Genomic DNA, 13,249 nt, shown 5'->3' with positions numbered 1-13,249 from the left:
TCATAGTGTTTCGGTGGTCATAGCGGTTGGGGAACACCCGGTCCCATTCCGAACCCGGTAGTTAAGCCTTCCAGCGCCGATGGTACTGCACTCGTGAGGGTGTGGGAGAGTAGGACGCCGCCGAACATTCTTCCCTGAAAGGGCTTGTGGTTGGGGGCACATTGATTTGTGCTCCAAACCACAAGCCCTTTCGGCGTGTCCATAGTAGGAGGAGCTAGTGCCCAGGTTCGGGGATCGACCCGGCGACCGTCAGCGTGGCCAGGGAGACCGACCGCGCCGATCCGATGACGGTGGCCGTGCCCAGGGAACTCGTAAGCCGACCGCCGGGAATGGCGGTGGCCGTGACGCCCGGGGGTCGGGTGACCGGTCGACCGGTGGTCCGCGTCGGGACGACCGGCCCGGCAACGACCGGTACACCAGTGGTGACAAGCCTCGCGGTGGCGACCGGCGGGATGACAACCGGGGCGAGCGCCCCCGCTATGACAAGCCCCGTGACGACCGTGGCGCAGCTCCACGACGGGATGACAACCGGAGTGGCGGCTTCCGCCGGGATTCCGGTGACCGGGCCGGCTACCCGCGCCGCGATGACCGCGGTGGCGCACCACGTCGCGACGACCGCACCGGTGACCGGGGCGGGTTCCGGCGCGATGACAGCCGTGGTGAGCGTCCCCGCCACGACCGGCGGGACGATCGCGGGTCCGACCGGGGCGACCGGCCGAGCTACCCCCGCCGGGACGACCGGCCCAGTGGTGACCGCGGTGGCTACCAGCGGCGCGACGATCGCTCGTCCAGCGGTGACCGGGGTGGCGATCGCGGTGGGTACCAGCGCCGCGACGACCGGCCCGGTGGCGACCGGCCGAGCTACCCGCGCAGGGACGACCGCGGTGGGGAGCGCAGCGGCTACCCGCGTCGGGACGACCGTTCCGGCAGCGACCGCCCGAACCGCTCCAGCGGTGACCGGCCCGGTGGTGACCGTGGCGGGTATCCGCGTCGGGACGACCGGGGCGGCAGCGACCGCGGTGGGTACCAGCGCAGGGACGACCGCTCCGGTGGCGACCGCGGCGGCTACCAGCGGCGCGACGATCGCTCGCCCAGCGGTGACCGGGGTGGCGAGCGTTCCGGCTACCCGCGTCGGGATGACCGGTCCGGTGGCGACCGCCCGAGCTACCCGCGCCGTGACGATCGGTCGAGCGGTGACCGTGGTGGTTACCAGCGCCGTGACGACCGGCCCAGCTACCCGCGCCGGGACGACCGGTCCGGTGGCGAGCGCGGTGGGTACCAGCGTCGGGACGACCGTCCGAGCGGCGACCGCCCCAGCTACCCCCGGCGTGATGACCGCGGTGGTGAGCGCGGTGGCGAGCGTCGTGAGTACCGGCCCCGTGACGACCGTTCCGGTGGCGACCGGCCGAGCTACCCCCGTCGGGACGACCGGCCCAGTGGCGAGCGCGGTGGGTACCAGCGCAGGGATGACCGCTCCGGTGGCGACCGCCCGAGCTACCCGCGTCGGGACGACCGGCCCAGTGGTGACCGGGGCGGTTACCAGCGCCGGGACGACCGGCCTCGTTACGACAAGCCTCGCCAGGACAAGCCGGGGTACGACAAGACCGGGTCCGACAAGCCCGGCAGTGACAAGCGGGACTCGCGCAGCCGTGATCGGGCCGCGCGGTTCCAGGAGCGCGTCGCCCAAACCGGTGAGCAGCAGGCTGCCGAGGACACCTCGGTCGAGGCGTCCTCGGTCGAGGCGTCCTCGGTTGAGGCGTCCGCTGTCGAGGTCGACGCGGTAGCGGTCGAGGCCGTGGCGGATGACGCGGTGGTCGTCGAGGAGTCGGTGGCGGCGGAGGCCGTGGTCGAGTCCGACGTCGAGCCGGCGGGCGAGAAGTCCGACGCCGTCGACGAGAGCGGTGACGACGAGAGCGGTGACGAGGCGGCTGTCGTGGCTGCGGAGGCACCCGGGTCGGCGGCTGTCGAGGCCGATGCGCCCGAGTCCCAGGCGGTCGCGGCCGGTGGAGGCGACTCCGAGGAGCGCGTGTTCACCCGGGCCCGGACGCCGGAGCTGCCCGAGGACGCCGACATCTCCATCCTCGACCCCGAGGTGAAGCAGGAGCTGCGCGGGCTGCCCAAGGGGCTGGCCGACATCGTGGGCCGGCACCTGGCGGCGGCGGGCATGCTGATCGACAGCGAGCCGGAGTTGGCGCTGGAGCACGCGCGGTACGCGCGGGCGAAGGCGGCGCGGGTCGCGGTGGTCCGGGAGGCCGCCGGGCTGGCCGCCTACCACGCCGGCGAGTGGGCCGAGGCGTTGTCCGAGCTGCGGACCGCGCGGCGCATGTCGCACGGCACCGGGCACGTCGCGGTGATGGCCGACTGCGAGCGGGCGCTGGGGCGTCCCGAGCGGGCCATCGAGCTGGCACGCGAGGCGCAGGTGTCGCTGCTGTCCCCGGACGAGGCGGTGGAGCTGCGGATCGTCGCGGCCGGTGCCCGACGGGACATGGGTCAGCTGGACGCGGCCGTGGTGGCGTTGCAGGGCGACGACCTGGACGAGAAGCGGCGTGACCCGTGGAGCGCGCGCCTGTTCTACGCCTACGCCGACAACCTGGAGGCCGCCGGCCGCACCGAGGAAGCCGTGAAGTGGTTCCTCAACGCCGCCCAGGCCGACGACGACAACGAGACCGACGCCGCCGAGCGCGCGTTCGACCTCAGCCCGCAGGACTGACGTACCGCAAGACCGCTGTCACATGACGGAGAGCACAGCTGAAGGCTCGGCGCCACCCGGCGTCGGGCCTTCAGACTGTTCCCGACCGGAGAACTCCCGAACGGAGACGCCTGTGCTGCTGGACCGTTACGACGCCCTGCTGCTCGACCTCGACGGCACGGTCTACCGGGGGCAGGAGGCCGTGCCCGGCGCGGTCGAGGCCGTGGCCGCCGCCCGCGAGCACGGCACCGGCATCCGGTTCGTCACCAACAACGCCTCCCGGTCGCCGGAGACGGTCGCCGAGCACCTGACCGAGCTCGGCTTCCACGCCGCGCTGGACGAGGTCAGCACGAGCGCCCAGGCGGGCGCGGCGATGCTGCTCGACCTGGTGCCGCAGGGCGCGCACGTGCTGGTCCTCGGCACGGACGCGCTGGCCGAGCAGGTGCGGCTGCGCGGCTACCGGCCGACCCGCACCGCCGAGCACGCCCAGGCCGTCGTCCAGGGCCTGTCGCAGGACCTGGGCTGGCGCGAGCTGGCCGAGGCGTGCGTCGCGATCCGCCAGGGCGGCGCGCACTGGATCGCCTGCAACGTCGACGCCACCCTGCCCACCGAGCGCGGCCAGCTGCCCGGCAACGGGTCGCTGGTCGCCGCGCTGCGGACGGCGACCGGCGTGGAACCGCTGGTGGCGGGCAAACCGGCCACGCCGCTGCTGGAGCAGGCGGCGAAGTCGGCGGGCGCGCAACGGCCGCTGGTCGTCGGCGACCGGCTGGACACCGACATCGCGGGGGCCGTCAACGCGGGCATGGACTCGCTGCTGGTGCTCACCGGCGTGTCCACCGAGGCCGAGGCGAACGCCCTGCCGGCGGACCGCCGCCCGACCTATGTGGCTGCCGACCTGTCCGTGCTCCATCGGCTACCTTGAATCCTGTGAGCTTCGAGGTTCCCCTCCCCGGTCCGCCGCGTGATCCCGTGGCCGGGATCGACGACGCCCTGGCCGCTCTCGACGGGCTGGACGCGCTGGACGTGGTCGAGCACGTGGCCCGGTTCGACGACGCGCACACGGCGTTGACGGCCGCGTTGTCCACCATCGACAAGGTCTGACCGGTGCCGCGCAGGGCTCGGCTGGACGCCGAACTGGTCCGCCGCGGGCTGGCCAGGTCACGGGAGCACGCGAGCCAACTCGTCGCCGAGGGCCGGGTCACCGTCCGCGGCTCCGTCGCCACGAAACCCGCCACCGCCGTCGAGCTGGACACCGCGCTGGTGGTCCGCGAGACCGACGACCCGAACTACGCCTCGCGGGGCGCGCACAAGCTCGTCGGCGCGCTGGAGGCGTTCGACGGGGTCGACGTCGAGGGCAGGCGGTGCCTGGACGCGGGCGCGTCCACCGGCGGGTTCACCGACGTGCTGCTGCGCGCGGGCGCGCGGCAGGTCGTCGCGGCCGACGTCGGCCGCGGGCTGCTGGACTGGCGGTTGCGCACCGACGACCGGGTAGTGGTCAAGGACAAGACGAACGTGCGTTCGTTGACGCCCGAGGACATCGGCGGTCCGGTTGAACTGGTGGTGGCCGATCTGTCGTTCATCTCGTTGAGGCTGGTGCTTCCGGCGCTGGCCGCGTGCCTCGACGAGGAGGGCGACTTGCTGCCGATGGTGAAACCCCAGTTCGAAGTCGGGAAGGAACGCCTCGGTTCGGGTGGCGTGGTGCGGGACCCGGAGCTGCGGGCCGAGGCGGTGCTGGACGTGGTCGCGTCCGCCGCCGGGCTCGGCCTGCGCCTGCACGGCGTCACCGCGAGCCCGCTGCCCGGTCCGTCGGGCAACGTCGAGTTCTTCGTCTGGCTGCGCCGGGGCGAGCCCCTCGACGCGGCGGACGCCACCGCGCTCGTGCGCGCCGCCGTAGCGGAAGGTCCCCAGTGAGGACGGGTCCAGTGACGAGGGAGATCCTGCTCGTCGTCCACACCGGACGGCGCAGCAACGTGCTGGTGGCGCAGGAGGTCGCGGCGCGGTTCGCGGCGGGCGGGGTGAAGCTGCGGGTGCTGGAGGACGAGGCGCCGGAGCTGGACCCGTCGTGCTTCACGCAGGTCGTGCTGGCCGACGACAAGGCCGCCGAGGGCACCGAGCTGGTGTTCGTGCTGGGCGGTGACGGCACGCTGCTGCGCGCCGCGGAGCTGGCGCGGGCGGCGGGCGTGCCGGTGCTGGGGGTGAACCTGGGCCGGGTCGGTTTCCTGGCCGAGGCCGACTCCGACGCGCTGTACGAGGCGATCAAGCACGTCGTCGACCGGGACTACGAGGTCGAGGAGCGGATGACGCTCGACATCACCGCGTCGGTCGACGGCGAGGTGCTGGAGGGCACGTGGGCGCTCAACGAGGCCAGCGTGGAGAAGAGCACCCGGGAGCGGATCCTGGACGTCGTGGTGGAGGTGGACGGGCGGCCGGTGTCGGCGTTCGGCTGCGACGGCGTGCTGGTGGCGACCCCGACCGGGTCGACGGCGTACGCGTTCTCCGCGGGCGGGCCGGTGGTGTGGCCGGACGTGCAGGCGCTGCTGGTGGTGCCGAGCAACGCGCACGCGCTGTTCGCCCGGCCCCTGGTGGTGTCGCCGGCGTCCGTGGTGGCGCTGGAGGTCGACCCGGAGGGTCATCCGGCGGTGCTGTGCGCGGACGGTCGCCGCACGGTGAACCTGCCGCCGGGGGCGCGGGTGGAGGTGGTCGGCGGTCGCACGCCGTTGCGGCTGGTCCGGTTGCGGCCGGGTCCGTTCACCGACCGGCTGGTGGAGAAGTTCGAGCTGCCGGTGCAGGGGTGGCGGGGTCCGTCGGCCAAGTGAGGCCGGCGTGATCGACACGGGGACACCCGCCCCCGAGCACACGCTTTGTCCGCGTCGCCCAGTAGTGTTCCGTGCGTGCTGGCCGAGATGCGCATCCAGGGCCTCGGTGTGATCGACGAGGCCACCCTTGAGCTCGATGCCGGTTTCACCGTGGTGACGGGTGAGACCGGCGCGGGCAAGACGATGGTCGTGACCGGGCTCCACCTGTTGAGCGGTGGTCGGGCCGAGGCGTCCCGCGTGCGCAACGGCGCGGACAAGGCGGTGGTCGAGGGGCGGTTCCAGGCGCCCGCGGGCAGTCCGGCGGCGAAGGTGGCCGAGGAGGTCGGCGGCGAGCCCGACGACGACGGCAGCGTGATCGCGATCCGCACCGTCGGCGCGGACGGGCGTTCCCGGGCCCACCTCGGCGGCCGTTCCGTGCCGGTCGGCGTGCTGTCCGAGCTGGCCGAGCAGCTGATCGCGGTGCACGGGCAGAACGACCAGCTGCGGCTGCTGCGGCCGGCCGAGCAGCGCGCCGTCCTGGACCGGTTCGCCGGTGACGAGGTCGCCGAGCCGCTGCGGTCCTACCGGAAGGTCCGCGACGAGTGGCTGCGGGTGGCGACCGAGCTGACCGAGCGCACCGCGCGGTCGCACGAGCTGGCGCGCGAGGCCGAGATGCTGCGGCACGGGCTGACCGAGATCGGCTCGATCGACCCGAAGCCCGGCGAGGACGAGGAGCTGGTCGCCGAGGCGCGCCGGCTCGCCGACGCCGACCAGTTGCGCGAGGCCGCGTCCGGCGCGCAGTACGCGGTGGCGGGCTCGCCGGACGGCGACCCGGACGTGCCCGGCGCGCTAGGCCTGATCGGCGAGGCGCGGCGGCGGCTGACGGCCTCGGACGACCCGAAGCTGCGCGACCTGGAGCCGCGGCTGGTGGAGGCGGAGACGCTGCTCGCCGACGTCGGCGCGGAGATCGCCTCGTACCTGGAGCACCTGGACGCGGACCCGGCGCGGTTGGAGCAGGTGCTCGCCCGCCAGTCCGAGCTGAAGTCGTTGACCCGCAAGTACGCCGCCGACGTGGACGGCGTGATCGCGTGGGCGCAGGACGCGTCGTCGCGGCTGGCCGGGTTGGACACGTCGGACGAGGCGTTGGCGGCGTTGGCCGCGCGGCGCGACGAGCTGGCCGTGGAGCTGGCCGGGTACGCGGCGCAGGTGACCGCTGAACGGGTCGCCGCGGCCGAGGAGCTGGGCAAGGCGGTGTCGGACGAGCTGACCGGCCTGGCCATGCCGCACGCCACGGTCGAGGTCGCGGTGCGGCCCAGGGTGGCCGAGCAGGGCGACTCGCAGGCGTTGAAGGTGGGCGCGCAGTTGCTGCACGCCGGCGCGAGCGGTGTCGACGACGTGGAGCTGCGGCTGATCGCGCACCCCGGCGCGCCCGCGCTGCCGGTGCACAAGGGCGCGTCCGGCGGTGAGCTGTCGCGGGTGATGCTGGCGCTGGAGGTCGTGCTGTCGCACTCCGACCCGGTGCCCACGCTGGTGTTCGACGAGGTCGACGCCGGTGTCGGCGGCCGGGCCGCGGTCGAGGTGGGCCGCAGGCTGGCCCGGTTGGCGCGCAGCCACCAGGTCATCGTGGTCACGCACCTGCCGCAGGTCGCCGCGTTCGCCGACCGGCACCTGGTGGTGGACAAGACCGCGGACGGCGTGCTCACCCGCAGCGGCGTGCGCAAGCTGGACGAGTCGCAGCGCGTGGTCGAGCTGGCCCGGATGCTCGCCGGCATGGACTCCACCGACACCGGCCGCGCGCACGCCGAGGAGCTGCTCGCGGCGGCGAAGGCCGACAAGGACACCGTGCCCGTGGTGAGGCGCAAGGCGAAGAAGAAGTGAGCAGACGGCTGCTCGGCGCGGTCCTGCTGCTGGTGGCCGGCGTCGGGGCCGTGGTCGGCACGTTCCTGCCGCTGTACCAGGAGGGCAACGACCACGTCGGCATGGCACCGATGGTCACGGCGACCTCGTGGGACTACGTCTTCACCAACGTGCCGGAGGGCATGGACTTCGGCCCCGTGCAGAGCCCCCAGTACGGGGTGCCGATCGTGGTGGCGGCCGTGCTGCTGGCCGTCGCGGTGGCCCTGGTGTTCCTGCCGGAGAGCCAGCGCCTGGCCTCCCGCTACCTCGCGGTCGGAGGGACCGGCCTGCTCGCCGGTGCGGTGTGGGCCGCGTCGGCGGTCGTCATGTCCGCGGCGGGCAACGCGTCGCGAGATCCCGACGACGGCGGCTACACCGTGGACGTCGGCGAGGGCATCGTGGTGCTGGGCGCGTCCGTGGTGGTCGCCGTGGTCGGCGTCGTGCTGCTGCACGCCCGGCGGCCCGAGCCGCGCCCGGAAGGACCCGTGGTCTACCGGGTGGACGGCGTCGAGGACGACGACACGGACACCCCGCCGTTCGGCATCCCGGTGGTCGAGGTCGAGGTCGCGCGGCTCCCGGACCCCCGGTACGACGACCGCCGCCAGTGACGGGCGCGGCGGGCCGGGACGGAAACCGCACCCGGTCGGCCGTTGGCGACGGCGCCCGTCCCGGCTTTGCTGGTAGGTGTGGAGTGGTCGGTCCGCCGGGCCGCGGTACGCCACCGAGCACGGAGGAGCAGGCCACATGACCCGGCGCGCGTTCGCCGTCCTGACCATCGGCGCGGGTGCGCTGATGGTGGTGTTGGGCTCGTTGTTCGAGCTGTACGGGGTGGAGACCTCCGTGCGGCCGGGGCTGGACGACTCGGTCCCGAACGGGATGCGCCGGCTGATGGCGCTCACCGGCTGGGAGTACGTGGAGGAACCGCAGTCGCGGAACCCGGACGGCGTCGGGTTCGACTTCCCCGTCTACGGCTACGGACTGGTGTTCGCCGCCGTCCTCGCCGCGGTCGGCGCGGTGCTGCAACTGCGCTCGCCGCTGCTCGCGGCGGTCGGCCGGTTCGGCGTGCTCGCGGCGGTCGGGGTGCTCGTCGGCACGCTGTGGGCCGCGGTGGAGACGTTGCGGACGCTGTTCAGCATCGACCCGCCGCCCATGGTCAGCCACAAGGAGTTCGTCGGCACGGGCACGTGGCTGATCGCCGCGTCCGCGCTGGCGATGCTCGTCGGCGCGGTGGCGGCGCACGACTGGCCGGCACGCGTGCCGCGGCCCACCGGGGTGTCGGTGTACCAGGTGGCGGACGACGACACGCCGCCGTTCGGCATCGCCATCCCCGTGTCCGAGCTCGACGTCCCTCCGGGTGAACCCGTCCCGCCGGCCGGTCCGGTGGCGCCCCCGGTGGCCGAGCTGCCGCCCGTGGCCGACCTGCCACGACCGCCCGGAGCGCCGGGAGCGGCGGCCGACCCACGACGTCACCCTACCGGGGGTAATCCGTCCACTGTGGATTAGTGGCGTCACTGACCAGCCCGGATCGGCTCGGCGTGTTGGCCGCCGACCGCGCGCGACGTGAGTCACCATCGGTCCATGAAGCTCTCCGGGTTGCTCGGCCGCGCGCACCACGAACTGCCAGGCGTCACCGGTGTGGCGCGCGTCGACCGCCGCTCGGGCGACCTGCTGCGCCGGCTGAGTCCCGGTGACGTCGCGGTCCTCGACCACGTCGACATCGACCGCCGCACCGCCGAGGCCCTCGTGCACGCGGGGGTGGTGGGCGTGGTCAACGCGTCCACGTCCATCTCCGGCCGGTTCCCGAACCTCGGCCCGGAGCTGCTGGTCGAGGCGGGCGTCCCGCTGATCGACGGCGTCGGCACGGCGGTGCTGCGCGAGCTCAAGGACGGCACGAAGCTGCGGCTGCACGACGGCGCGGTGTTCGTCGGCGACAAGGAGGTCGCGCGCGGCGTCGCGCAGGACGCCGAGTCGATCGCCGACGCGATGATCGAGGCGAAGGCGGGCATGGCCGCCCAGCTGGAGGCGTTCTCCGCGAACACGATCGAGTTCCTGCGCCGGGAGCGGGCGCTGCTGCTGGACGGCATCGGCGTGCCCGAGCTGTTCGTGCCGATCCGCGACCGGCAGGTGCTGGTCGTCGCGGGCGGTCCCCGGCACGCCGAGGAGCTGCGCAAGCTGCGCCGCTACATCCGCGAGCACCGGCCGGTGCTGATCGGCGTGGACGCGGGCGCGGACACCCTGCACGACGCCGGGTTCCACCCGGACGTGATCGTCGGAGACCCGGACGCCATCGCCACCGCGACGTTGCGGTCCGGCTCGGAGGTCGTGGTGCCCGCGCAGGTCGACGGCCACGCGCCCGGCCTGGAGCGCATCCAGGACCTGGGCATCGGCGCGGTGACGTTCCCCGCGACCGGCAACGCCGAGGACCTGGCGCTGCTGCTGGCCGAGGCGCACGGCGCCTCCCTGGTGGTGACCGTGGGGCTGCAGGCCGGCCTGCGGGAGTTCCTGGACCGGGGCAACGCCGGGTCGACGCCCTCGACGTTCCTCACCCGGCTCAAGCTCGGCAACAAGCTCGTGGACGGGCACGCCGTCGCGACCCTGCACCGCGGCCGGGTGTCGTCGGGGCTGGTCGTCCTGCTGGTGCTGGCCGCGGTGGCGGCGATGGTCGCCGCGCTGGCCGTGTCCGGGGTCGGCCAGGTCTACGTGGACCTCGCGGCCGACGCGTTCCGATCCGTCGTCGACTGGTTCAGGGGGTTGTTCGGGTGATCTCGCTGCGCTACCACATCGTCTCCATCACCGCGGTGTTCCTGGCCCTGGCCGTGGGGGTGGTGCTCGGCTCGACCGCGATCAGCGGCAGGCTGCTGTCCGGGCTCAACGAGGACAACGGCCAGCTGGGTCGGGAGGTCGCCGCGTTGCAGTCGGAGCGCAACGGCCTGGACGCCCGGCTCGCCGACGCGGACCGGTTCGCGAGCACCGTCGGGCCGCTGGCCGTGAAGGGGCAGCTGGCGGACCGGACCGTCCTGCTGGTCACCACCGCGGGCGCCGAGCCGGACGACCGGGACGCGGTGACGGAGCTGCTGCGGTCGGCGGGCGCGACGGTCACCGGCGAGCTCCAGCTCACCGAGTCGTTCACCGATCCGGACAAGGCCGACCAGCTGCTCGACCTGGTCGCCCGGCTCCAGCCGGCGGGCACCGTGCTGCCGACCGGCGGCGATCCCGGCACGAGGGCGGGCGGGCTGCTCGGCGCCGTGCTGCTGCTCGACAAGGACGACAGCCGGCCGCAGGCCACGCCGGACGAGCTGGCGGCGGCGCTGGGCGGGCTGTCCAGCGCGGGATTCGTCAAGGCGGATCAGGGGTTGCGGGCCGCGCAGCTGGCCGTGGTGCTGACCGGCGGCGCGGTCACGGGCGACTCGGCGGCCGACCGGGCGGCGGTGGTGGGGCGGTTCGCCACCCAGCTCGACCGGTCCGGGGCGGGTGCGGTGCTGGCGGGCGGCGACGGGTCGGCCGACGGCACGGGCGCGGTCGGTGTCGTGCGGGCGGACACGGCGGCGACCTCCGTGCTGTCCACCGTGGACCACGCGGGCACGGCGGCCGGGCGCGTGGTGGTGGTGCTCGCGCTGCGTGAGCAGGTGGAGGGCAAGGCGGGCCGGTACGGGGTGGCGGGCAACGCCGAAGGCCCCGCGCCGGGCGCGTCCGGCTGAGCCGCTGGGTCGCGGCGCCGGGCATCCGGCGTGCTCGGGCTGGTCGGGTGCGCTCGGGCTAATCGGCTGCGCTGGGCTGGTCGGGTGCTTTGGGCTGGTCGGGTGCTGCGGGGCTGGTCGGGTGGCCCGGAGGGAAGCCGCACTCCCGACCGGGTGGGCAGGCCGCCGTGCGGTTCCCGCCTGGCAGCCGGGCGTTCGCGCGTGTTCTCGCCTGGTTTTCGCCCGGTTCTCGTTCGGTTCTCGTCCGATTTCCGCCGGGTTCGCGGCGGCGCGGTCGCCTGTTCGAGCCACCCTAGGCCATCCGAGTGACAGGCTTGCCTGCCCGCCGGCGCGCTGGGTGACCGGCGGCGTGTTAGCGTTAGGGCCCGTGGACAGGGCGCTGAGCTGTGCGGAACCACCGCAGCCGGCCCCTAGCGGACATCCAGACCACGGGGAGCCTCCTTGGTGCAGCAGGCACGTACGACCAAGCACGTTTTCGTCACCGGGGGTGTCGCGTCGTCCCTCGGCAAGGGGTTGACCGCGTCCAGCCTCGGACAGCTGCTCACCTCTCGTGGTCTCCGGGTGACCATGCAGAAGCTCGACCCCTACCTGAACGTGGACCCGGGCACGATGAACCCGTTCCAGCACGGCGAGGTGTTCGTCACCGACGACGGCGCGGAGACCGACCTCGACATCGGCCACTACGAGCGGTTCCTGGCGCGCGACCTCTCCGGTGACGCGAACGTGACCACCGGGCAGGTGTACTCCGAGGTCATCGCCAAGGAGCGGCGCGGCGAGTACCTGGGCGACACCGTCCAGGTGATCCCGCACATCACCGACGAGATCAAGCGGCGCATCCGGGCCATGGCCGAGCCGGGTCCCGACGGCGTCATCCCGGACGTGGTGATCACCGAGGTCGGCGGCACGGTCGGCGACATCGAGTCGCTGCCGTTCCTGGAGGCGTGCCGGCAGGTGCGCCACGACGTGGGCCGGGACAACGTGTTCTTCCTGCACGTGTCGCTGGTGCCCTACCTCGCGCCGTCGGGCGAGCTGAAGACCAAGCCGACGCAGCACTCCGTGGCCGCGCTGCGCAACATCGGCATCCAGCCCGACGCGATCGTGTGCCGGGCGGACCGGGAGATCCCGGACGCGTTGAAGCGCAAGATCGGTCTGATGTGCGACGTGGACACCGAGGCCGTGGTGGCGGCGGTGGACGCCAGGTCCATCTACGACATCCCCAAGGTGCTGCACGGCGAGGGCCTGGACGCGTACGTGGTGCGGCGGCTCGACCTGCCGTTCCGCGACGTCGACTGGACCGTGTGGGGCGACCTGCTCGACCGCGTGCACAACCCGTCCGAGAAGGTCCGCGTCGGTTTGGTCGGCAAGTACGTCGACCTGCCCGACGCCTACCTGTCGGTGACCGAGGCGCTGCGGGCCGGCGGGTTCGCGCACCGCACCAAGGTCGAGATCGTGTGGGTGCCGTCCGACGAGTGCCAGACGCCGTCCGGCGCGGCGCACGCCCTGGGCGGGCTCGACGCGATCCTCATCCCGGGTGGGTTCGGGGTGCGCGGCATCGAGGGCAAGATCGGCGCCATCACCTACGCGCGGACCCGCGGCATCCCGCTGCTGGGCCTGTGCCTGGGGTTGCAGTGCCTGGTCATCGAGGCGGCGCGGAACCTGGCGGGTATCGCCGACGCGAACTCGGCCGAGTTCGAGGACACCGGGTCGCCGGTGATCAGCACCATGGCCGACCAGGAGGACGTCGTCTCCGGGCAGCGGGACATGGGCGGCACGATGCGGCTCGGCGCGTACCCGGCGTCGTTGCTGCCGGGCTCGCAGGTGGCGGCGGCGTACGGGTCGCTGGAGGTCTCCGAGCGGCACCGGCACCGCTACGAGGTCAACAACGCCTACCGCTCGAAGCTGGGCGAGGCGGGGTTGGTGTTCTCCGGGACGTCGCCGGACGGGCGGCTGGTGGAGTTCGTCGAGCTGCCGGCCGACGTGCACCCGTTCTTCGTGGCCACGCAGGCGCACCCGGAGCTGAAGTCCCGTCCGACCCGCCCGCACCCGCTGTTCGCGGCGTTCGTGAAGGCGGCGTTGGACTACCGGCTGGCCGACCGGCTGCCGCTGCCCGAGCCCGCGGGGGCCGCGCAGTGACTCCTCGGCACGAGTTCGGGACTGTTTCGTCGCGGGAC

The 13,249-nt window shown here is 73.6% G+C and carries 12 protein-coding genes and 1 rRNA gene; 12 read left to right on the top strand and 1 reads right to left on the bottom strand.

Annotation, left to right across the window (positions count from 1 at the left end; translation table 11 throughout):
- Nucleotides 1-9 precede the first annotated feature (9 nt).
- Nucleotides 10-126: ribosomal RNA gene (gene rrf / locus LNK82_RS42535) — 5S ribosomal RNA — on the top strand.
- A gap of 88 nt (nucleotides 127-214) precedes the next feature.
- Here rrf and LNK82_RS42530 read toward each other — a convergent pair.
- Nucleotides 215-1,687: a ribonuclease E domain-containing protein gene (locus tag LNK82_RS42530; protein WP_230572491.1), complete on the bottom strand. Its 1,473-nt coding sequence runs from the start codon at nucleotides 1,685-1,687 to the stop codon at nucleotides 215-217.
- 108 nt (nucleotides 1,688-1,795) lie between these two features.
- On the opposite strand from LNK82_RS42530, the gene LNK82_RS42525 reads away from it, so the two are divergent.
- The 11 genes from LNK82_RS42525 (at nucleotide 1,796) to pyrG (ending at nucleotide 13,211) form a co-directional block, all read left to right on the top strand.
- Nucleotides 1,796-2,710 carry a tetratricopeptide repeat protein gene (locus tag LNK82_RS42525; RefSeq protein ID WP_230572490.1) on the top strand — a complete coding sequence of 305 codons (915 nt, stop codon included), beginning with the start codon at nucleotides 1,796-1,798 and terminating at the stop codon, nucleotides 2,708-2,710.
- Between the two features lie 112 nt (nucleotides 2,711-2,822).
- Complete coding sequence (locus LNK82_RS42520) at nucleotides 2,823-3,611, top strand: HAD-IIA family hydrolase (protein WP_308257508.1); 789 nt, start codon at nucleotides 2,823-2,825, stop codon at nucleotides 3,609-3,611.
- A 5-nt stretch (nucleotides 3,612-3,616) separates the two neighbouring features.
- Entirely contained in the window at nucleotides 3,617-3,790 is a 174-nt protein-coding gene (locus LNK82_RS42515; RefSeq protein ID WP_230572489.1) for a hypothetical protein, read from the top strand.
- 3 nt (nucleotides 3,791-3,793) lie between these two features.
- The gene (locus LNK82_RS42510) at nucleotides 3,794-4,600 is read left to right on the top strand and encodes a TlyA family RNA methyltransferase (protein ID WP_230572488.1); all 807 of its coding nucleotides are present in this window, start codon (nucleotides 3,794-3,796) and stop codon (nucleotides 4,598-4,600) included.
- An 11-nt stretch (nucleotides 4,601-4,611) separates the two neighbouring features.
- Nucleotides 4,612-5,505, top strand: a complete 894-nt coding sequence (locus LNK82_RS42505) for an NAD kinase (protein ID WP_230572487.1) — start codon at nucleotides 4,612-4,614, stop codon at nucleotides 5,503-5,505.
- Between the two features lie 75 nt (nucleotides 5,506-5,580).
- Nucleotides 5,581-7,362 carry a DNA repair protein RecN gene (gene recN / locus LNK82_RS42500; RefSeq protein WP_230572486.1) on the top strand — a complete coding sequence of 594 codons (1,782 nt, stop codon included), beginning with the start codon at nucleotides 5,581-5,583 and terminating at the stop codon, nucleotides 7,360-7,362.
- Nucleotides 7,359-7,988 (top strand): hypothetical protein, encoded by a 630-nt coding sequence (locus tag LNK82_RS42495; RefSeq protein WP_230572485.1) that lies wholly within the window; start codon nucleotides 7,359-7,361, stop codon nucleotides 7,986-7,988. The genes recN and LNK82_RS42495 overlap by 4 nt, the downstream gene beginning before the upstream one ends.
- Before the next feature lie 136 nt (nucleotides 7,989-8,124).
- Nucleotides 8,125-8,883 (top strand): hypothetical protein, encoded by a 759-nt coding sequence (locus LNK82_RS42490; protein WP_230572484.1) that lies wholly within the window; start codon nucleotides 8,125-8,127, stop codon nucleotides 8,881-8,883.
- 75 nt (nucleotides 8,884-8,958) lie between these two features.
- Complete coding sequence (gene steA, locus LNK82_RS42485; RefSeq protein WP_230572483.1) at nucleotides 8,959-10,143, top strand: putative cytokinetic ring protein SteA; 1,185 nt, start codon at nucleotides 8,959-8,961, stop codon at nucleotides 10,141-10,143.
- Nucleotides 10,140-11,078 carry a copper transporter gene (locus LNK82_RS42480; RefSeq protein ID WP_230572482.1) on the top strand — a complete coding sequence of 313 codons (939 nt, stop codon included), beginning with the start codon at nucleotides 10,140-10,142 and terminating at the stop codon, nucleotides 11,076-11,078. Before steA ends, LNK82_RS42480 begins: the two co-directional genes overlap by 4 nt.
- A gap of 444 nt (nucleotides 11,079-11,522) precedes the next feature.
- Nucleotides 11,523-13,211, top strand: a complete 1,689-nt coding sequence (pyrG, locus tag LNK82_RS42475) for a CTP synthase (RefSeq protein WP_372470788.1) — start codon at nucleotides 11,523-11,525, stop codon at nucleotides 13,209-13,211.
- Nucleotides 13,212-13,249 lie beyond the last annotated feature (38 nt).

Origin of the sequence: Saccharothrix luteola (assembly GCF_020859565.1) — a bacterium.
Taxonomy (GTDB): domain Bacteria; phylum Actinomycetota; class Actinomycetes; order Mycobacteriales; family Pseudonocardiaceae; genus Actinosynnema; species Actinosynnema luteola.
This window is presented reverse-complemented; position numbering and strand designations above follow the sequence as displayed.